This window comes from Ruegeria sp. BI12, from assembly GCF_056537985.1.
In genome coordinates this window covers 848,164-867,045 of record NZ_JBQFSL010000001.1, presented here as the reverse complement: position 1 = coordinate 867,045, position 18,882 = coordinate 848,164, and the positions used below count along the sequence as shown (strand labels likewise).

Below are 18,882 nucleotides of genomic sequence, written 5' to 3'. Positions count from 1 at the left end.
CAGTGAGACCTCGGTTTCGATTACCTGCCTTCAGTCATCGTTGGCTTCTTTTTCCATTTCCATCACCAGGCGCGTTTCCAGAACCTGACCGCTTTTGTAGAGGATCGGATAGGCGACGGCGGCGATGTGCCCGTGCAAATCGCGCATTGATCGCAGGGTTTCCAAATGCAGATCGCTGGACTGAAAACTCTCGGTCTGACCGCGCTCCAACCGTTTCAGGTGCGCCTTGCGGCTATCGCGCGACATCCGCTTGACCTCGGCCTTATCCAGAACCAGTCGCCGCGCACAATCCATGTCGTCCACCAACAGCACGTGGCGTGCCAGCGAAAAACTCTCCAGAATGGCGGCGTGCAAATCCTTCAGCTCTTTCCAGCCCTGCGCCGAAAATTCCGAACGTTCCGTGTGTTTGATCTGCGCCGTCCGGGTCATCCGGTTTGAAACGACATCGCCGGCAGCCTCAAGACGAATGGCATATTCCACCAACGCCCGCGCGGCCTTTACCTGTGCCTTGCTCATGTTCTGACGCGGCATGCGGGCGACGAAACGACGTATTTCGGTAAGTTGCGTATTGACCCGCTCATCCTGCTGCCAAAGCGCAGAAATCGCGTCGCTGTCATCCTTTTCGTAAATATCCAGCACCGGGCGGAACATACGTTCGACCTGCGTAATCATCTGCAACAGCTCGTGGCGCACCGAAGACATTGCAACGCTGGCCCTTTCGCCGCTGGGATCGCCGAGCGGGGTCAGTGCATCCGAAAACTGATCCAGTGCATTGGTCTCGACCTTGGGTTCTGCCAGAAGAACCGCCATTGGCTGTTCCAACTGGTTCACAAAGCCTGTGGCGAGCAAGAATACCGCCAGATTAAATCCGATATGTGCAAAAATCAGCGACTGCGCCGGGCCTGTCACCATCAGGGCGTCTTGCAATCCGCCGACATTGACAACGATCAGCATCACTAGCGCCGCACTGCCTCTCAATAGCAGGTTGGCCAGTGGGATACGCCGCGCAGTCACGGTCATATCGCGGGTCAGCCACATCGGAATAAAGGCCGAACCAAGATTTGCCCCCAGCACCAACGACAACCCGGCCGCAAAGGGAATTGCGCCTATCTGGACCAGAGCAACGCACATCAGGATCGTTGCGACCGAGCTGTGCATCACAAAGGCCAGCACCGCACCGACGATAAAGGCGCTGAAATAGTCAGTCTCCAAATACCCTGCGATTGCAGGCAGAAATGCGCTTTCGCGGATTGGCTCAACTGCTTCGCGCAGGAACTGCAATGAGATCAGGATAAAGGCGACGCCCAGAACGATCCGCCCCATAAGCCGTACATTCGACCGCTCGGATTTGAGATACAGCCAGCCCCCCAATGCCAGCAAGGCGGGCTGAAGCCAGCCCAAATCATATGACAGAACCTGAATGACGAGCGCCGCGCCCAAATCCGCGCCCAAGACACCCGCCAGCGCCATCCCAAACGTCACCATCCCCGCCGCAGCGAAACCAGTCAGCAAAACCGTAACGGCGGCCGAGCTTTGCAGGATAGTGGCCAAAACCATGCCAGCCCCCCCTGCAACAAAGCTGTTAGAGTGGCGTGTCAGGATCGACTGGAACAGAGCTCCAAAACGCCGTTCAATACCGGTACGCACCAAACGCACGGCAAAAAGCAGCAACATGGTTGCGGCGAAAATCTCAATCAAAAAGCTCGCGATAGCCAAATGTTCACACCTCTTTCGACCGGTGCGCACAAATGTGCTTCCGGTTTCGTTTTTCTATTCTTGGAACAGACGTGAGCATAAATGATGTCGCTTATTGATGTCCAATCCCGACGCAAGGGAGGCCCCTCGCGTCGGGAGGAAGGGTTTCTTAGCCGTAACGATAAGGACGGCCGGCTTTCAGCATCTCAGCGTTGTAACGTTTGAAGATGTCGACAACCTTCGCCTTAGTCTCGGACTCGGCTGCAATCTCGTCCCAGAACTTGACGGCGGCTTCCTCGACGGTTGCCCATTCTTCGTCCGGGATAGAAGTCAGCTGCATCTTGGTGCCGTTGACGCGCAGGTTGGCTTCACCGCCCCAATACCACCACTGACGATAGTAATGCGACTGATCACAGCAAACCTTGAACAGCGTCTGCAGATCCTCGGGCAGCTCGTTCCACCGGTCCATATTGGCAAAGAAGTGACCCGCCCATGCGCCTGACACGTTGTTCGTCAGGAAATAGTTGGTCACGTCGGCCCAGCCAACGGTGTAGTCCTCGGTGATGCCCGACCACGCGATGCCGTCCAGCTCGCCGGTCTGAACCGCAACTTCGATGTCTTCCCATGGCAGAGTCACCGGCACGACGCCGAATTGGCTCAGGAAGCGACCCGCTGTCGGGAAGGTAAAGATGCGCTTGCCCTTCATGTCTGCCAGCGAGTTGATCGGGTCTTTGGTCGCAAAGTGGCAAGGATCCCATGCACCGGCGCTGATGTGCTTGACGCCTACCTTCGAGTATTCCTCGTCCCAGATCTCGTTCAGGCCCCACTGGTTGAACAGCACAGGCACGTCCAGCGAATAGCGTGAGGCGAACGGGAAGTAGCCGCCAAACACGGTGACTTCGGTCGGCGACGCCATCGAGTCATCGTCAGATTGAACCGCGTCGATGGTGCCCTTTTGCATCGCTCGGAACAGTTCGCCCGTCGGGACCAGCTGATCGGCATAGAACAGCTCGATCTGCATCCGGTCACCGGCAATCTGATTGAACATCTTGATCGCTGGATCAATCACGTGCTCGGCCAACGCAGGACCGGCATAGGTCTGCATCCGCCATGTAATAGTGTTCTGCGCCAGTGCGGGCGTCGCCAGCGGTGCGGCTGCAACGCCGACCCCAGCGGTTTTCAGAAACTTACGTCTTGTCGTCATGTCAATTTCCTCTCCGTTAAAGCTTCTGTGCCCGTTCACCGAGCATTCTTGTTAATTTCCATAGACATATCCGGGCAGCCACAGGGCGATTTCCGGGAAAAACATGATGATTGTCAGGGCGAGGACCATCACTCCGACAAAGGGGAAGATCGAGGTGTAGATGTCCTTCAACCCGATCTCGGGCGGCGCCATAGCGCGCATCAGGAACAGGTTATAGCCGAAGGGTGGCGTCATATAGGCGATTTGGGTCGTGATGGTGTAGAGCACCCCGTACCAGATCAGATCAAAGCCCAGTTCGCCGACCAGCGGCACATAAAGTGGCGCCACGATGACCAGCATGGCCGTGTCGTCCAGGAATGTGCCCATGACGATGAAGCTGAGCTGCATCAGGATCAGGATCATCCACGGCGACAGGCCAAGTTGGTCCGTGAACAGGTTGTCGATGGCTTTCACTGCGCCCAGACCATCGAATACGGCCCCAAAGCCCAGCGCGGCCAGAATGATCCACATGAACATGCAGGAAATGGCCAGCGTCTGTTTGGTGCAGTCCTCGAAAATCTTCCAGGTCATCCGCCGTTTGATGACGGACACGGCCAAAGCGGTCAGCGCGCCAATGGCCGAGCTTTCAACCAGCGAGGTCCAGCCATTCACAAAGGGAACCATCATCGCGGCGAAGATGATCAGCGGCAGCGCCCCTGCCCCCAGTAGCCGGATTTTCTCGGCCCGTGGCACCTCATGCGCGTCTTCCATGGCCGGCCCCAGCTCGGGCTGAATACGACACCTGATCCAGATATACAGGATGAACATCCCGGCCATCAGCAGACCTGGAACGATTCCGGCCAACCACAGCTGCCCGACAGGCTGACGCGCGATCATTGCGTACAGAACCAGAACCACCGAAGGCGGCACGAGGATACCTAGACTCGACCCAGCCTGAATGACGCCGGTCACCATAGTCTTGTCGTAACCGCGCCGCAGCAGTTCCGGCAGAGCAATGGTCGCGCCAATGGCCATACCGGCAACGCTGAGGCCGTTCATGGCCGAGACCAGAACCATCAGGCCAATCGTGCCGATGGCCAGACCGCCATTTACAGGTCCCATCCAGACGTGGAACATCCGATAAAGGTCGTCGGCCAGACGGCTCTCGCTGAGCACGTATCCCATGAAGATGAACATCGGCAGCGTCAGCAGCGGATACCATTTCATCAGCTTCATTGCCGCCGAGAACGTGATATCCTGCCCGCCTGTCCCCCACAGCGCCAAAGCGGCAATGGTGGCCACCGCGCCAATCGCGCCAAAGACACGCTGGCCGGTAAACAGCATCAGCATCATCAGTGCGAACATGAAGATGGCGATATATTCCTGGCTCATGCCCGCGAGACCCCGATTTCCTGCCCGTTGATCCGGGCTATGTCTTTGAAGAATTCCGATATCGCCTGCAGCAGCATCAGGAAAAAGCCGAACACCATGATAGCTTTTACCGGCCAGATATACGGCCGCCACGCCGTTGATGAGCGTTCAAGCCGCCCGATTTCCTCTGTGCCTGTCAGAAGACCAATGAAGTAGGAAACCGGTTCATCACCCCAATAGCCAAGGCTGTAGGCCGTTGACCCGAGCCCACCGTAAAACAAGACGCCCAGGTAGAAGATCAGCAGCAGCACCGTGAAGGCATCGAACCACGCTTTCCGGTGTGGGCTCCAGTTGTGATAAAACAGGTCCATACGTACATTCGATCCCAACTGGATCGAGTACGGCCCACCCATGATATAATAGGTCACCATCGCAAACTGCGCCATTTCCAACGTCCAGAGCGATGGCAGAAAGAAGGTTTTCGAGATCGAAGACCACAGCAGGATGCCCATCATCACAAACAGGCCCCACATCATGACCCGTCCGATCCGGTAGTTGACCGCATCGACGACCCGCACATATGACGCCATCGTTTTGATCACGTCGCGCCCCCTTTCTGAAATTCAACAAGGGTCCGCGCGATCCACGACACAAGACAATCAGCCATCGCCTGTTGCTGACTCGGGGATTTGATCAGGTCATTGCGGATTTCGATCATGACGTTCGGCAAACCGGTCGGCAAAGCCTGTGCGTCCAACGTGTGCGCTACGCCGTCTGCAGCCGAGTATGGCTCGTTCAAGCGGGTCACAAAGGGTGGGTCGGCCGGAACTGTTGCCATCATCGCCTGCGCAAAGCGGTCATCTGTGCCGTGCAGCACACCCAGTTCAACGTCGCGTTGCTGTCCATGATACACCGGCGTAAAGCTGTGAACTGTCACCATAAGCTCAAGCCCTGTCCGGTTTTCAGCGATCAAATTGGACAGAGCGGCGGCGAAAGGCTTGTAAATGCCCTCGATCCTGCTGTGACGTTCATCATCGGACATGTCGGCATTTGCCGGGATCAGGTAATCCTCGCTGCGTAAGGGCATTGCCCCCGTGGCTTCGGGCGGGCGATTGCAGTCATAGACCAGCCGCGAAACACCACCATGCACCAACGGGGCTGACAGGCGTTCGGCCATCAACCTGGCCACAGCCAATGCGCCCGGATCCCAGGCAATATGACTTTGCAGCGCATCCGCGGATAAACCCATATCGCCCAAGGCATCGGGTATACGGTTGGACGCGTGTTCGCAGACCAACACCACCGAATAGGGACCATCCGCTAAGTCCGTATGAACAACTTCTCCGAAGTCCAAATTCCTGCCCTGCGATTCCAAGAAACACGTGTGTGGAAAAATTTCCACATGATACCTTAGCCTGTCAATAATTTTCCTGTAAAATTTTCATCACTCTTGATCTTGCTGAAAAATTATTCACACTAAGGTAGAAAAGATGCAGGAGGAACGCCGCGTGCGGGTGACGGACAGGCTGCTGGCCCACAAAGACAAGATGACCCCATCCGAGCGGCAGCTGGTCAGCGTATTGCTGGACGACTATCCTATGGCCGGTCTGGGCAGCATCACCGAACTGGCCAGCGCAGCCTCGGTGTCCACCACGACAGTTGCGCGGATGCTGCAAAAAACCGGATTTCAAGGTTATCCGCAGTTTCAGGCCGCGCTGCGGGGCGAAGTGAAAGAGATGATCTCGGGACCGGTCGCCAAACGTGACTTGTGGCAGAACGATCTGCCTGAAGAGCATATCCTGAACCGGTATTCCCAACAGACACTCGCCAATCAGAAACGCACGATTGATGAGGTCGATCCAGACGAATTCGACAGTTTTTGCAACTTGTTATGTGATCCCAACCGGCGCATCTTTATTACCGGTGGCCGCATAACCGGCACGCTGGCCCAATACCTGTACCTGCACCTGCAGATGATCCGCCCCGACGTGCGGCTGCTCCCCGTTGCAGCATCATGGACACATGACTTGCTGGACGTACGCAAAGACGATGTGCTGATCGCACTGGATGTTCGCCGATATGAAAACGCATCTCTGCTGATCGGCCAGCTGTGCCACGAACGCGAGGCTGAAATTGTTCTGTTCACCGATCAGTGGCGCTCACCCATTCATCGGCTGGCCAAACACACCTTTGCGGCGCGCATTGCAGTGCCGTCCGCCTGGGACTCCATGGCGGCCATTCTGGTTTTGATGGAATGCGTCATCGCCGAAGTGCAGGAAAGGCTGTGGGATTCGGTCAAGGAGCGAACAGACGAGCTGGAACAGGCCTTTGATCGTACCAAACTGTTCCGAAAGTTCGGCCAAAGCACGAATTCGTAACACTCTTTTCCTTTCAACGTAAACAACTGAGCGTGATGAGTGTTGCCAGCCGCATGGCGGGCCGTCACTTTGAAGTCATGAGTTTCGTGACCAACAACCAATTGCCGCTTTTGATCCTGTTCTTTCTGCTTGGGTTAATTGGCACGGCCTTTCTGTTTCGCAAACCGGCCGGGCATCGCGCCTGGAAACTCGCGGACCTCGTCTGGGTGGTGCTGGGCGGCGTTGGCGCATTGGTTGCGGTTATGGCGGGGCTTTATACTTCGGACAGTTCCCGGCTGGACCGCCAGATCGACGTCGCTTATGCCGCCACGCTGGCCTTTGACCGCGACGCAGCACGGTTCCGGCTGCGGTTTTGCGACCCGGCTTTTGACCCGGATACCTCAGTGTTGTGTGATAAGGTAGAATTTCTTTCCGCCTCGACCGCCAGCAACGCGGACCTTCCATTGTTCATTGCTGTGACTAACGAAGTTGCCCCATTGCAAGGCCTGCAATTTCTGTTTGGACGTCAGGCAAAAGACGAAAAGGACGATATGCAAGCGATGGCGGCCAAGGCTGATGCGTTCGATATCGATCAATTCCTTGTCTTTACCACGTTGGATGACATAACCCAGGCGGCGATCGACAATATGCGCCGCAAGGTCCCCGCGATTGCAGGCGATTATCTGATCCTGGCGCAAAGCTATGATGATCTGGTTGAACAGGTCGGCAAGTTGAAGGACGAATGGGAATATCTGCAGGCCAACGCGCATATACTTGTGCTGCAGATCATCGCGCTATGTCTGGTCAGCTTCGCCGCACCCTTCCGACTGGGCAAATCCGTTGTCGAACTGCGCGCGTCGCTCAGCGACGATAGTCCCGCGCCAGCGTCTCAGGATCTGCGCCAAGAAAGTAGCGCGTCAGAGTCCAGAGGTTCCGCCCGCCTCGACGAAGCCAGCCCACACGTTGATAACGATCAGCACTCGTAACGGCACTGCTGGGCAGCAAGGTGATGCCGCGCAAACTGCGGGCCAAAGCCACGTCCTCCATCAACGGTTGATCGGGAAAGCCTCCCGCCTTGCGATACATCTCAGATGGAACCAACAGGCCCTGGTCTCCATACGGCAGGCCAAACAAACGACTGCGCAGGTTGGCCCAACCCGCCACCCACGTCGGCGCAAAGCCTGACGCCCGAAACGCCAAACGGAACGCCGCCGGGGTCCCGGCGACAAGGTGGTCGCTTACGGGTTTGCTCCAGCCGACTTGCAGAACCGTATCGGCGTGCAGGACAAGCAACCAGTCGCCTTTGGCTGCGGCGCACCCATTGGCTAGTTGCCCCCCGCGAGACGGCGGCCCAGCGACAATCTCAGCCCCGGCCTCATCGGCAATTTCAAGAGTATGATCGGTCGATCCACCATCCGTGACGATCAACTCACGGATCAACCCCGCCTGCAAACCTTCCATCAAGGCCTCGAGGGTCGCAGGAAGGGTCTTTTCCGCGTTCAGGGTCGGGATGACGATACTAATCGGCGCAGGCACGGCGGAAACCCTCTGGTCATGGCAGCGGAAACTCCTATATCACGAGGCCCGAGGAAAAGACGAGGACAACTCAGATGCCCAACCGCCGTATTTTGCGCCTGAGCGGCTCGGACACCGACAGCTTTCTCCAAGGGTTGGTGACCAACGATATTGCAGGGTTGGACAATGGACTGGTCTACGCCGCTTTGCTGACCCCACAAGGCAAGTATCTGGCAGACTTCTTCCTGAAACGTGAGGGTGACGCGGTGTTGCTGGACGTCGCCGAAGAACTGGCCGATGGGCTGGCGAAACGACTTGGCATGTACAAACTGCGCGCGGACGTCAGAATCGAAGACTGCGGCCTGAACCTTCAGCGCGGTACCGGCCCAGCGCCCGAAGGCGCCCTGCCCGACCCGCGCCACGAAGATATGGGCTGGCGGTCCTATACTGTGGACGCAGAAAGCGATGATGGCACCGATTGGGATGCGATCCGTGTGCGTCACTGCATTCCGGAAACCGGAATTGAACTGACCGCCGACAGCTATATTCTCGAAGCCGGGTTCGAGGCGTTGAATGGCGTGGACTTCAAGAAAGGATGCTATGTCGGTCAAGAAGTCACTGCACGGATGAAACACAAGACCGAACTGCGCAAAGGTCTGCGTAGCGTCCATGTCGACAACTCTGCAGCAATTGGCACCGCGATTACCTCCGGAGGCAAGCCTGCAGGGACTTTGTTCACCCAATCCAACGGCCGCGGAATAGCCTATTTGCGGCTGGACCGCGTAGGTGACGACATGCAGGCAGATGACGCCACCATTCGGCTCGGCACTTAACATGTTGCCGAACCGGCACGGCTGTTCCTCCGACCGGTTTTGTATGGTTTGAACATGACCAAGCGCGCTGCCACACTGGTTTGAGTTCAGCAAACCGGATGCACGTATGTTCCAGTTATACAGAGCGATCTGGCGCGCCAGCGCCGGGCGGCAGATCATTCTTATCGTTTTGTCCATTGCGATTGCGGGTTTGGCTGCCGTTCCGCTGGAGTTTCAGCGCGATATCATAAACCACCTGACCTCGGACGACGTTGGCACAGACAAGCTGCTCTACCTGGGTGCCGGAATGATGTCAGTCATCGTCCTTAGCCTCGCCCTTAAATGGCTACTGGGCTATCGCGCAGGCACGTTGGGCGAAGATCTGATCCGCATGATCCGCCAAAGGCTGCTGCGGCGCGCCGAGGATATCAATGTCTCGGGTGAAACAGTGCGCAAGGGCACAATGACCACGGCGATTTCAGCCGAAGCAGAAGAGTTGGGGAAATTTGCCGGCGGCGCATTCTCGGACCCGGTCGTTCAGATCGGCACGTTGATCAGTGTGATTGGTTACATCTCATCAACCCAACCGGGGTTGGGCATGATTGCTTTCTCGATGATCGTGCCGCAGATCATCATCGTGCTGATATCTCAACGCAAGGTGAATGTCTTTATTGCCGAACGTGTCCGGATTTTGCGCGGAGCCACCGACAAACTGAATGTCGAGCAGATCAACGAAATCGCACGCGAAGTTGAGACCCAGTTCGACGATATCTACGAGACGCGGCGCAAAATGTTCATCTGGAAGCTGTCGGCCAAGTTTCTGCTGAGCGTCATAAACGGAGCCGGAACGGTCGGCGTGCTGATGTTGGGTGGCTATCTTGTTTTGAATGGAAAAACGGATGTTGGCACCGTGGTGGCCGCCACCAGTGGCCTAAGCCGTATTCAGGGCCCTACGGCCTTTCTGATCGCCTATTACCGGCAGGTCAGCGCCAATCGCATCAAGTATGATCTGATGCTCGAACTTTTTGGCCCCAACCCTGAGCGGTATCGCCACGTCAAGCGGAGTAACTGACAAAAAAACCGCGCGGCACAGTCCACGCGGTTTTCTTTGTTTCGGTGAACGCAAGGTTACGCGCGTTCGGAATAATCCATGGTTTCGGTATTCACGATGATCATCTCATCCTGACCGATGAACGGCGGCACCATGACTTTGACACCGTTATCCAGAATGGCTGGCTTGAACGAGTTCGCCGCGGTCTGACCTTTGACCACAGGCTCGGTCTCAACGATCTTGCAGGTCACTTTCTGGGGCAGCGTGGCGTTCAGCGCCTCGCTTTCATAAAACTCAACGACAATTGTCATGCCGTCCTGCAGAAACGGGCGGCGTTCACCCAGCAGCTCTGCAGGCAGTTCGATCTGCTCATACGTCTCGGAATCCATGAAGACCAGCATACCGTCAGATTCGTACAGGAACTGCTGATCTTTCTGTTCCAGGCGCACACGTTCAACTTTGTCCGCCGAACGGAATCGCTCGTTCAACTTTGAACCGTTGCGCAGATTGCGCAGTTCGACCTGTGCAAAAGCACCGCCTTTACCGGGCTTTACGTGGTCAACTTTGACTGCGGCCCACAGCCCGCCGTTATGCTCAAGCACATTTCCGGGGCGAATTTCGTTCCCATTTATCTTGGGCATGACTTAATTCCTTCACAAACGGTTGATGCGTCAGTTCCCGTCCCTATATCTGGCGGGAACACACCTGACAAGACAACGAGACCTAGTGCTGCACTTGCAGCAAGCTATGCAAATGACGCAACGCAACTATGCATTTTAAGTGTATCCGAATCGCACTTAATCAGTCATAAGAACCGTCACGCCGAAAATGCAAGAGCAAGAACAACAAGGAAGACGAGATGAGAGATTTCGTTGACGGCACAGCCTTTAATAACGAACAAGGCAATCGTGCACGTAAACTTTTCGCGGCCGTCGTACTGGCTGCGCTGGATGACGCTATTGCCGACGACAAGAAGTATGGCAATGGCCCGGAACAAATCGCCCGTTGGGCACGTTCTCGTGATGGTCGCGAAGTACTGTCGTGCGCGGGTATCGACCCGAATGAGCGCGTTGTTGGCGGACTGATGGAGTTCGTTGGACGCGGTGTGCGCACTTCGGTTGCACTGTCGCGTGAAGAAAGCGAGCGCCGCAACGCCGCCCAGCAAGCAGAAGCCGCCTGATCCAGGGCGTCTATCGCATGAAAAAGCGCGCTCCCAACATGGGAGCGCGCTTTTCTTATGCCAACTGTCAAAAGAATAACAACCACTGCCGTGCAACCCATAGCTCTGCCACTAACAGCACCGCGAAGAATATTTTCGCCCAGACTGACATACCGCGACGCCACAAAACGGTATAACACGCGACACAAAGCACTGCGGAAAGGCGCGCGACCCACACTGCGTGATGTGAACTGTCCCAATAACTGACCGGGCTGTGAAACACCCAATCGCTGAACGGCCAGAACTGAGGCCGCCCGTCCCCTGCATGCAGCAGAAAATCCATCGCAAGATGCAACAATCCGGCGGATGCGCCAACGGTCAAGGCCGCCCGATGTGCCCAGACCCCAACAATCAAAGCAAACCCCCAAAGGACAAATGAATTGTCGATCGCAAACACGGTCTGCCAGCCGTCGGAAAAATAAAGCTGATCGAAGACCACATTTGGCGGTATCCCAAGCAGGAAGAGGGACGTGCCCGCCATCACATAAAGGGAAAGATCAGGCAATAACGATCCAAGCAGCGCTGCCCACAGGATTCGTCCGTGGGCGGGGCGGGCAAAGGCGGCAGCTCCGATCAAAAGATGCGCTGGCGTATTCAACTTTGGCTTTTCCTTTGCCTGCAAATCAGGTCATCTGCGCGTCAACATAGGAGACAGGCCATGGTTCGGTCCATCATGATTCAGGGCACCGGCAGCAATGTCGGGAAATCGGTTCTTGTGGCCGGTCTGGCGCGGGCTTTTACCCGGCGCGGCTTGCGCGTTGCACCGTTCAAACCACAGAACATGTCGAATAACGCCGCTGTCACCGAAAACGGCGGTGAGATTGGGCGCGCTCAGGCTCTGCAGGCATGGGCCGCGCGACGCGCGCCGCATACGGACATGAATCCGATCCTGCTTAAACCGGAAACTGACACTGGCGCTCAGATTATCGTACAGGGTCAGCGCGCGGGCACAATGAAAGCAGGGGATTACCGCAAAGACAAATCCAAACTGCTGGGTGCTGCACTTGAAAGCTTTGACCGACTGTGCAGCGATGCCGACCTGGTTCTGATCGAAGGTGCGGGCAGCCCGGCCGAGACCAATTTACGCAAGGGTGACATCGCCAACATGGGATTTGCGCGCGCCGCCGGCGTGCCCGTTGTTCTGGTGGGGGACATTCACCGCGGGGGCGTCATTGCCCAGATCGTAGGCACCCAGGCAGTTCTCGACGTAAGTGATCTTGAAATGATCCGGGGTTTTGCGGTCAATCGATTTAAGGGCGACGTCTCTCTTTTCGACGAAGGTCGCGATGATATCGCCGCGCGTACCGGATGGCCATGTTTGGGCGTTGTTCCATGGTTCCATGATGCGTGGAAGCTCCCGGCCGAGGATATGATGGATATAAGGTCCCACGCTGGCGGCGCCTGCAAAGTGGTCGTGCCGCAATTGGAACGCATGGCCAATTTCGACGATCTTGATCCGCTGTCTGCCGAACCCGGCGTCTCGGTCGAGATCGTCCCGGCAGGACACGCCCTGCCCGGCGATGCCGATTTGGTGTTGCTGCCCGGCAGCAAATCCACGATCGGGGATCTGGCCTATTTCCGGGCCCAGGGCTGGGATGTCGACCTATATGCCCACGTCCGACGAGGTGGTTACGTTCTGGGCTTGTGCGGCGGCTATCAGATGCTGGGCAAGACAATCGCTGACCCGGATGGCGTCGACGGCCGACCAGGCACCGTCGAAGGGTTGGGCCTTCTGGATGTTGAAACTGTGATGGCCGGGAAAAAACAGGTGAAACTCACCTCAGCCCGCGCCCTTAACGGAGGAGAGCCGGTGTCGGGCTATGAAATTCACATGGGCCGCACCGAAGGCCCCGATTGTGCACGCGCTTGGCTAGAGGTAGAGGGGCGGTCAGAAGGCGCTGCTAATGGCACCGGTCGAATTCGCGGCAGTTACCTGCATGGTATCTTCAGTTCGGACGCATTCCGCGCCTCTTACCTGTCACAGTTGGGCGTGACTTCGGACCTGTCCTATGAAGACGGGGTCGATGAGACGCTGGACGCGCTGGCAGATCATCTTGAAAAGACTATGGATCTGGACCGTCTACTGGCGCTTGCCGAGACGCCACGCACTGTCTGAGCGTTATTCGACGTTCTGCTCGGCTAGGGCTTTGTATATTTCGCGCCGGACCATCTTGCGGACGTTACGGGTGATGCGTTCACCCAAAACACCCTGCAATTCTTCACGGACGACCTCGGCGATCATTTTGCGCAGGGCGTCTTCATCTAAGCCAGCTACCCCAGTTTCTTCCTCTGCCGCTTTGGCAGGAGGAACTGGTGCAGCAGTTTTTACCTCGGGGTCCCGAACAAACGTTGCCTTGGTCGTGGCCACAGCCTCTTTCACTTCAGCCTTAGAGGGCTCGGCCTTCTTCTCTTCGGTTTCTGCGAATTCCTTCCGCGCGCTGAATTCAAGGGCTTTCGCCGGAGTACCGGAATACTCGTCTTCGCTGTCACCGTCCGGTTCCCACTGGTCCTCAGTGCGTGCAATCGCCGCCTCAAGCGCTTCAATCTTTGCACTCAGGCTGTTGGTCGCGTCTTTGGGCGGCTCTGGGGAAACCTGTTCTTTGTTGGCGGGATCTTCACGATTTACGATGTCACACGCGCGCAAAAGCATGGGCTTGACCGACGCATCCGCCGTATAGCCTTCTTTAACGTCGACCTCATTCTCAGGGCCGTCCTGAATGCTGGACGTTCCGCCGACTCGCAATGCATTGGTAAGCACCAATCGCCCGGGTTTGCGGGCGATTGAAGGCGTGGGTTCCGAGGTTTGCTCACCTCTTTCACCGACCAGCCGTTTGATCGAGGACAACACGTCCTCTACTCTGCCGTTCACGACTTTATCCGTCATTGTTCTCTACCGCTCTATCCTCAGGATTGAGTGTAGCCAAACAAACCGGGCGTCACAACAGGTAGTATTGGGCCCTAGTCGCGGCGCAACGCTTTGAGAACCCGATCCAGGTCCTTGCTTTGTCTGCTGACCTGAGCCGGCGCTTTTTTGACCAGATTGTAGTACAGCGTCGGATCATAGATCTGTACCGCAAGTCCCAAACGTTCGGCGGTTAACAAACCCTGCGCCTGCAACAGCTGATATGCAGCGCGGGACCGCTCAATCCGCGATGCAACCTCGGCCAGTTGCGCGTCCAGAAGGTCTTGCTGTGCGTTCAGAACATCCAGCGTGGTCCGGGCGCCCAAAGTAGCTTCTTCGCGGATACCATCAAACGCCACTTGCGATGCACGAACCCGTTCGGTCGACGCCCGCAAACTTGCTGATGCGGCCTGGAAACGAGCGTAAGCATCTGTCACACCCTGAGTGATATCCTTCTGCACATTCAACAGGTTGGCGCGTGACGCATCCCGTGTTGCCATGGCGCGGCGTACGCTTGCGGCTAGGCGACCACCGGCATAGATCGGTTGACTGAAGTCCAGCGAAACCGAGCCGTCTTCGATGTTGTCATCGTTGTCGTAGGTCTCAGTAATACCGGCGAATGCGTTCAGGCTAACGTTCGGACCCAGATTGGCGCGCTGCTGCGCGACGATCAGGTCGAAAGCGCGCACCTGGTGCTGCGCCGAAAGAATTGCCGGGTGGTTACGCTGCGCCAGACTTACGGCCTGCGCTTCCGAGCTTGGCAGATTTGGCAGGCTCGGTTGACCTGCTGTTCGTCCGGGCGATTTGCCGACTGCATTCACATATTCCGCCTGCGCCGTGTCGAGGTTACCGCGCGCAACCGCCAGATCGGCTTGCGAACTGGCAAGCTGAGCTTGTGACAGCGCGACGTCAGTACGCGTAACTTCGCCCACATCGAACCGGTCCTGCGATGCTCGCAATTCCTCGGCCGATACATCGACGTTGTTCAGGCGAATCTGCACGGTTTCTTCCTGCAGGAGAACTTCGAGATAGGCATTTGCGCCGCGGAACAGAACCTGTTGCTCGATGTCAACAAGGGTCTGTCGGGTGGATAGCACCGTTTCTTGCGCCGACTGCTTGCCCAGTACAGAAGCCCCGCCATCGTAGAGCAGTTGGCCGAGCGTCAACCCAGTAAAGAAGTTGTTCGGGTCGGTTCTTGTCACCACATCGCTGATGTTGCGACGATTGTAGTTGCTGCTAATTGAAACCGTCCAGTTGATGATCGGTCGAAGCGCAGACAACGCGATTGCCACGTCTTCGTCTGCTGCACGCAACAAGGCTCGGTTTTGCTCCAGCAGACCGCTGGTATTGTACGCGCCAATGAATGCGTCAGTTATATTGTCGGCCCAAACGGCCCGTCCCGGTACAAAGCTAAGTGCGACCCCCGCAGTCAGCGCCAGCGCCTTGACCAGCTTTCCTCCCGCCATAGAACTCATAACGAAATCCTCTCAAATCAAAATTACGCTGCTCTGCCGACAGTTTGCGCGTTTGTGTTCAACTAATCAAGGCAGCAGAGCAATCCGCCATTAAACTATAGCGAAAATACACGGTTCGTGGAAAATGCCTGTAAAATCGGTGCATTGGCGTTAAACGCGTCGCGCCAGGTCACGCGATCTCCGGATTTGTGGCCGATACGGACGGTCCCCAACGCGCCTTCGACGAAAAGGCAGGCAATACGCCCGTGATCCTTGAGCTGCGCAATCAACGCATCCGGAACCTGTTCCACACCACCCTGGATTACGATCACGTCGTAGGGCCCATGTTCGGGGGCGCCTTGCTCTAGTGGACCGACATGCACAATCGCATTGTCCGCGTCCGCTTCCATCAGGATGGACTGAGATTCGGCCGCAAGGCTTTCGTCCTCTTCCACGGCGACAACCAATTGTGCCATACGCGCAGCAACGGCGGTCGAATATCCCAGAGCCGGGGCAATATCCAAAACTGACTCGTCGTTGGAGATGTTCAAAATGTCCAACATCTTGGCCAATGTCCGCGGCTCTAACATGCAGCGTCCGTCGCCCAGTTCGATCAATCCCTCGACATAAGCCGCCTCGCGCTGTGAATCCGGCACGAAGTTTTCACGCTTGACGGTCAGCATCGCGTCGATGATGGGAAATTTCGTGACATCAGAAGGACGTATCTGCGTATCGACCATTGTCCGGCGACGGGCTGCGAAATCTGTCATTGGATCGCTCGTTTTGTTCCCTTGGGTGATCGAGTTCTGCCACATCCTTGAAAAACCGGCAACGGCCCAGGCACGGAAATTTACTAATCTTCACAGGATACAACGTCGCAACCAAAGGCCAAGTTTGCACCCTGCTCCGAAAATTGCGTTTCCCCCTCTGGACGCTACTGTCGAAAGCTGCTAAAACGCCTGTCACACCACGACAAGTATTTGATTTTACTTGAAAAGGCGAGTTGGCGGAGTGGTGACGCAGCGGATTGCAAATCCGTGTACACCGGTTCGATTCCGGTACTCGCCTCCATTTTCTTCCTCGTATGGCACCCTGTGCTTTGCCTCCGAAATTTCAGGCGTTTACAGTTGGGTACCAGTTGCCTCTTGGACTCCGGAACCACGTTTATTTCAGCATTGAAGTCTGGGGAAGTCTGGGACGGCATGCCGAAGCGGCTTGAGGAGGCTGCCAACCATGCCAGATCGACGCTTGTGAACGCGCACAGACTGGACATGACGCACTGTGCGTCGGGCGTTGAAGGTCACGCTTTGCCTCCGTTGCGTTCCTATGCGCCTGCCGCAGTTATCGCTCAGATGCTGGCACAAAATGCGATTGTTGCGATTGCAGGTCCCGCGATTCCATTCGTGAACTAAACCGACTTGATTGTCGGGCGCTAAGACGCTCAATCATCTGCGGCGGCGGAGCGGTTTTGATCTTGTCTGCATGATCGGCTTGTCTCGGATGCCGCTGACTGACATCGGCACGTCGCTTTTCTGACGTGAAGGGTTTTCACCCACCTCTCATGCTTGACAAGCCCCCTGCCCGTGCCGCATGTCGCAGGCGTTGGTGTCCATCCTCGGATGGATGAAAAGGGAATGTGCCAGCGATGTCATCGCCAAGCGCAGCCGCCCCCGCGACCGTGACCGGAGAGGGTGCCCAAAGCCACTGGCCCAATAGGCCGGGAAGGCGGGACATCCGACAGAGACCGCCTCTGACATCCGCAAGCCGGGAGACCTGCCAGCACCCGAAGTTGAAACCGGGCGGGGTGTTCCGGTGTCGGGTCCATGTCGCACACGTGGCCCGCATGAAACCCCGTCCCCCGTATAAAGGATGAGGGGGATGAGAGACGTGACCGAGACCACACCAGTCGAATTACTGGTCTGCACGACATGCCGTCGCGGGCTGCCCATCGAAGATGACGCCAAGCGACCCGGTACTTTGCTGCACAAAGCTCTGGAACAGGCTGGCTTGCCTGACGGCGTGGACCTGAAGCCGGTGGAATGCCTGTCGAACTGTGATCAGGGATGTTCGATCGTTTTACGTGGTGGCCCGTCCCGCTGGACGTTCGTTTATGAAAACCTCGACGAGTCCGACCACGTTGAAACCATCGTTGAAGGCGTCACCAAATATCTGGCCGCCGAAGACGGTCTGGTGAAATGGCGTGAGCGCCCCGAACATTTCCGCAAAAACTGTGCGGCCCGCATTCCCCCGATTGGAGCCCTGAAATGAGCAATCTCGAAAAACTTCCCGTCACCGTGATCACCGGCTTTCTGGGCTCGGGCAAGACCACGCTGGTCAAGCACTTGATGCAGAACCCGCAGGGCAAACGCCTGGCCGTGGTCGTCAACGAATTCGGTGACGTTGGCGTGGATGGCGACATCCTGAAATCCTGCGCCATCCCCGATTGCCCGGCGGAGAACATCATGGAACTGGCCAATGGCTGCATCTGCTGCACCGTGGCGGATGATTTCATCCCGACCATCGAAGCGCTTATGGCGCTGGAGCCGCGCCCCGATCACATTCTGATCGAAACCTCCGGCCTCGCGCTGCCCAAGCCGCTGCTGAAGGCATTCGACTGGCCTGATATCCGCTCCAAGATCACCGTTGATGGTGTGATCGCTCTGGCAGATGCCGAAGCCGTGGCTGCAGGACGCTTTGCTCCGAATGTCGAAGCCGTGGACGCCCAGCGCCTGGCGGACGACTCGATCGACCACGAAACGCCCCTGTCCGAGGTGTTCGAGGATCAGATTTCGTGCGCCGACATCATCCTGCTGACCAAGCCTGACCTAGCCGGCCCGGACGGTGTGGCGAAGGCCAAAGAAGTGATCGCAGCCGAGGCTCCACGCCCGCTGCCCGTCGTCGAAGTCGCCGAAGGTGCCGTTGACGTGCGCGTTGTGCTGGGTCTTGAGGCAGCCGCCGAGGATGACATGGACGCGCGGCCAAGCCATCACGATGGTCACCATGATCACGAACATGACGATTTCGAAAGCATCATCATCGAGCTGCCGGAACAGACAGACCCGGCCCAACTGGTCGCCAATATCGAACGTCTGGCCAATGAGCTGAACATCCTGCGCGTCAAGGGCTATGCCGCGGTTCAAGGCAAGCCGATGCGTCTGTTGGTTCAGGCTGTTGGCGCCCGCGTTCGCCATCAATACGACCGCCCTTGGGAATCTGGCGAAGAGCGCCGCTCGCGTCTGGTGGTGATCGCTGAGCATGACGACATCAAAGAGGCTGAAATCCACGAGATCCTCGTGGGTGTGACCGAGGCCGCCGAGTAAGCC

19 protein-coding genes, 1 tRNA gene, 1 pseudogene and 1 riboswitch are annotated in these 18,882 nt (G+C 57.0%); of the genes and pseudogenes, 10 read left to right on the top strand and 11 right to left on the bottom strand.

Annotated features, from left to right (window positions below; all coding sequences use genetic code 11):
- Window positions 1–30: 30 nt before the first annotated feature.
- The 5 genes from ACR0AK_RS04505 to ACR0AK_RS04485 all read right to left on the bottom strand — a co-directional run bounded on the left by ACR0AK_RS04505 (window position 31) and on the right by ACR0AK_RS04485 (window position 5,603).
- A complete protein-coding gene (locus ACR0AK_RS04505; protein WP_480792510.1) occupies window positions 31–1,698 on the bottom strand; it encodes a Na/Pi cotransporter family protein in 1,668 nt (555 codons plus the stop codon).
- A gap of 166 nt (window positions 1,699–1,864) precedes the next feature.
- Complete coding sequence (locus ACR0AK_RS04500) at window positions 1,865–2,899, bottom strand: TRAP transporter substrate-binding protein (RefSeq protein ID WP_170417601.1); 1,035 nt, start codon at window positions 2,897–2,899, stop codon at window positions 1,865–1,867.
- A gap of 51 nt (window positions 2,900–2,950) precedes the next feature.
- Window positions 2,951–4,270: a TRAP transporter large permease gene (locus tag ACR0AK_RS04495; RefSeq protein WP_170560846.1), complete on the bottom strand. Its 1,320-nt coding sequence runs from the start codon at window positions 4,268–4,270 to the stop codon at window positions 2,951–2,953.
- Complete coding sequence (locus tag ACR0AK_RS04490) at window positions 4,267–4,839, bottom strand: TRAP transporter small permease subunit (protein WP_480793633.1); 573 nt, start codon at window positions 4,837–4,839, stop codon at window positions 4,267–4,269. The genes ACR0AK_RS04495 and ACR0AK_RS04490 overlap by 4 nt, the downstream gene beginning before the upstream one ends.
- 8 nt (window positions 4,840–4,847) lie before the next feature.
- Window positions 4,848–5,603, bottom strand: a complete 756-nt coding sequence (locus tag ACR0AK_RS04485; protein ID WP_480792509.1) for an N-formylglutamate amidohydrolase — start codon at window positions 5,601–5,603, stop codon at window positions 4,848–4,850.
- Window positions 5,604–5,739: 136 nt separating this feature from the next.
- Between ACR0AK_RS04485 and ACR0AK_RS04480 the strand changes: the two genes are divergently transcribed.
- Together ACR0AK_RS04480 and ACR0AK_RS04475 are read left to right on the top strand one after the other, a co-directional pair.
- Entirely contained in the window at window positions 5,740–6,627 is an 888-nt protein-coding gene (locus ACR0AK_RS04480; protein WP_480792508.1) for a MurR/RpiR family transcriptional regulator, read from the top strand.
- 77 nt (window positions 6,628–6,704) lie between these two features.
- Window positions 6,705–7,460 (top strand): annotated as a pseudogene (locus ACR0AK_RS04475) (hypothetical protein); the annotation flags it as partial.
- A gap of 7 nt (window positions 7,461–7,467) precedes the next feature.
- Here ACR0AK_RS04475 and ACR0AK_RS04470 read toward each other — a convergent pair.
- A complete protein-coding gene (locus tag ACR0AK_RS04470) occupies window positions 7,468–8,142 on the bottom strand; it encodes a TIGR04283 family arsenosugar biosynthesis glycosyltransferase (RefSeq protein WP_480792507.1) in 675 nt (224 codons plus the stop codon).
- A gap of 74 nt (window positions 8,143–8,216) precedes the next feature.
- On the opposite strand from ACR0AK_RS04470, the gene ygfZ reads away from it, so the two are divergent.
- Window positions 8,217–8,954, top strand: coding sequence for a CAF17-like 4Fe-4S cluster assembly/insertion protein YgfZ (gene ygfZ, locus ACR0AK_RS04465; RefSeq protein WP_480792506.1), 738 nt, complete (start codon window positions 8,217–8,219; stop codon window positions 8,952–8,954).
- A gap of 106 nt (window positions 8,955–9,060) precedes the next feature.
- Complete coding sequence (locus tag ACR0AK_RS04460; RefSeq protein WP_480792505.1) at window positions 9,061–10,005, top strand: ABC transporter transmembrane domain-containing protein; 945 nt, start codon at window positions 9,061–9,063, stop codon at window positions 10,003–10,005.
- A gap of 56 nt (window positions 10,006–10,061) precedes the next feature.
- Here ACR0AK_RS04460 and efp read toward each other — a convergent pair whose 3' ends face one another.
- Window positions 10,062–10,625 (bottom strand): elongation factor P, encoded by a 564-nt coding sequence (gene efp / locus ACR0AK_RS04455; protein ID WP_170560852.1) that lies wholly within the window; start codon window positions 10,623–10,625, stop codon window positions 10,062–10,064.
- A 218-nt stretch (window positions 10,626–10,843) separates the two neighbouring features.
- Here efp and ACR0AK_RS04450 point away from each other — a divergent pair, with 218 nt between their 5' ends.
- Entirely contained in the window at window positions 10,844–11,164 is a 321-nt protein-coding gene (locus ACR0AK_RS04450) for a DUF6280 family protein (protein ID WP_008757056.1), read from the top strand.
- 67 nt (window positions 11,165–11,231) lie between these two features.
- Here ACR0AK_RS04450 and ACR0AK_RS04445 read toward each other — a convergent pair whose 3' ends face one another.
- Complete coding sequence (locus tag ACR0AK_RS04445) at window positions 11,232–11,801, bottom strand: cobalamin biosynthesis protein CobQ (protein WP_480792504.1); 570 nt, start codon at window positions 11,799–11,801, stop codon at window positions 11,232–11,234.
- A 60-nt stretch (window positions 11,802–11,861) separates the two neighbouring features.
- Here ACR0AK_RS04445 and ACR0AK_RS04440 point away from each other — a divergent pair, with 60 nt between their 5' ends.
- On the top strand, window positions 11,862–13,319 hold the full coding sequence (locus tag ACR0AK_RS04440) for a cobyric acid synthase (protein WP_480792503.1): 1,458 nt from the start codon (window positions 11,862–11,864) through the stop codon (window positions 13,317–13,319).
- A 3-nt stretch (window positions 13,320–13,322) separates the two neighbouring features.
- On the opposite strand, the gene ACR0AK_RS04435 is transcribed toward ACR0AK_RS04440, so the two are convergent.
- The 3 genes from ACR0AK_RS04435 to ACR0AK_RS04425 form a co-directional block, all read right to left on the bottom strand.
- Window positions 13,323–14,087 (bottom strand): hypothetical protein, encoded by a 765-nt coding sequence (locus tag ACR0AK_RS04435; protein WP_480792502.1) that lies wholly within the window; start codon window positions 14,085–14,087, stop codon window positions 13,323–13,325.
- A 74-nt stretch (window positions 14,088–14,161) separates the two neighbouring features.
- Entirely contained in the window at window positions 14,162–15,580 is a 1,419-nt protein-coding gene (locus tag ACR0AK_RS04430) for a TolC family outer membrane protein (RefSeq protein ID WP_170560856.1), read from the bottom strand.
- A gap of 95 nt (window positions 15,581–15,675) precedes the next feature.
- Entirely contained in the window at window positions 15,676–16,329 is a 654-nt protein-coding gene (locus ACR0AK_RS04425) for a protein-L-isoaspartate O-methyltransferase family protein (protein WP_480792501.1), read from the bottom strand.
- A gap of 227 nt (window positions 16,330–16,556) precedes the next feature.
- Here ACR0AK_RS04425 and ACR0AK_RS04420 point away from each other — a divergent pair.
- From ACR0AK_RS04420 to cobW, 4 genes are all read left to right on the top strand, one after another.
- Window positions 16,557–16,630 (top strand) — tRNA-Cys (locus tag ACR0AK_RS04420).
- A 131-nt stretch (window positions 16,631–16,761) separates the two neighbouring features.
- On the top strand, window positions 16,762–16,971 hold the full coding sequence (locus tag ACR0AK_RS04415) for a hypothetical protein (RefSeq protein ID WP_480792500.1): 210 nt from the start codon (window positions 16,762–16,764) through the stop codon (window positions 16,969–16,971).
- A 174-nt stretch (window positions 16,972–17,145) separates the two neighbouring features.
- A riboswitch (cobalamin riboswitch) is annotated at window positions 17,146–17,354 on the top strand.
- A gap of 83 nt (window positions 17,355–17,437) precedes the next feature.
- A complete protein-coding gene (locus ACR0AK_RS04410) occupies window positions 17,438–17,827 on the top strand; it encodes a DUF1636 family protein (protein WP_480792499.1) in 390 nt (129 codons plus the stop codon).
- A complete protein-coding gene (cobW, locus tag ACR0AK_RS04405; protein ID WP_480792498.1) occupies window positions 17,824–18,879 on the top strand; it encodes a cobalamin biosynthesis protein CobW in 1,056 nt (351 codons plus the stop codon). Before ACR0AK_RS04410 ends, cobW begins: the two co-directional genes overlap by 4 nt.
- The last annotated feature ends 3 nt before the right edge of the window (window positions 18,880–18,882 follow it).

What these genes read in the sequence shown, in the direction of transcription:
- ACR0AK_RS04500 (WP_170417601.1), bottom strand. Translation starts at nt 2,899, where the DNA reads ATGACGACAAGACGTAAGTTTCTGAAAACCGCTGGGGTCGGCGTTGCA.
- ACR0AK_RS04495 (WP_170560846.1), bottom strand. Translation starts at nt 4,270, where the DNA reads ATGAGCCAGGAATATATCGCCATCTTCATGTTCGCACTGATGATGCTG.
- ACR0AK_RS04490 (WP_480793633.1), bottom strand. Translation starts at nt 4,839, where the DNA reads ATGGCGTCATATGTGCGGGTCGTCGATGCGGTCAACTACCGGATCGGA.
- ACR0AK_RS04480 (WP_480792508.1), top strand. Translation starts at nt 5,740, where the DNA reads ATGCAGGAGGAACGCCGCGTGCGGGTGACGGACAGGCTGCTGGCCCAC.
- ygfZ (WP_480792506.1), top strand. Translation starts at nt 8,217, where the DNA reads ATGCCCAACCGCCGTATTTTGCGCCTGAGCGGCTCGGACACCGACAGC.
- ACR0AK_RS04460 (WP_480792505.1), top strand. Translation starts at nt 9,061, where the DNA reads ATGTTCCAGTTATACAGAGCGATCTGGCGCGCCAGCGCCGGGCGGCAG.
- efp (WP_170560852.1), bottom strand. Translation starts at nt 10,625, where the DNA reads ATGCCCAAGATAAATGGGAACGAAATTCGCCCCGGAAATGTGCTTGAG.
- ACR0AK_RS04450 (WP_008757056.1), top strand. Translation starts at nt 10,844, where the DNA reads ATGAGAGATTTCGTTGACGGCACAGCCTTTAATAACGAACAAGGCAAT.
- ACR0AK_RS04440 (WP_480792503.1), top strand. Translation starts at nt 11,862, where the DNA reads ATGGTTCGGTCCATCATGATTCAGGGCACCGGCAGCAATGTCGGGAAA.
- ACR0AK_RS04435 (WP_480792502.1), bottom strand. Translation starts at nt 14,087, where the DNA reads ATGACGGATAAAGTCGTGAACGGCAGAGTAGAGGACGTGTTGTCCTCG.
- ACR0AK_RS04430 (WP_170560856.1), bottom strand. Translation starts at nt 15,580, where the DNA reads ATGAGTTCTATGGCGGGAGGAAAGCTGGTCAAGGCGCTGGCGCTGACT.
- ACR0AK_RS04425 (WP_480792501.1), bottom strand. Translation starts at nt 16,329, where the DNA reads ATGACAGATTTCGCAGCCCGTCGCCGGACAATGGTCGATACGCAGATA.
- ACR0AK_RS04415 (WP_480792500.1), top strand. Translation starts at nt 16,762, where the DNA reads ATGCCGAAGCGGCTTGAGGAGGCTGCCAACCATGCCAGATCGACGCTT.
- ACR0AK_RS04410 (WP_480792499.1), top strand. Translation starts at nt 17,438, where the DNA reads ATGAGAGACGTGACCGAGACCACACCAGTCGAATTACTGGTCTGCACG.
- cobW (WP_480792498.1), top strand. Translation starts at nt 17,824, where the DNA reads ATGAGCAATCTCGAAAAACTTCCCGTCACCGTGATCACCGGCTTTCTG.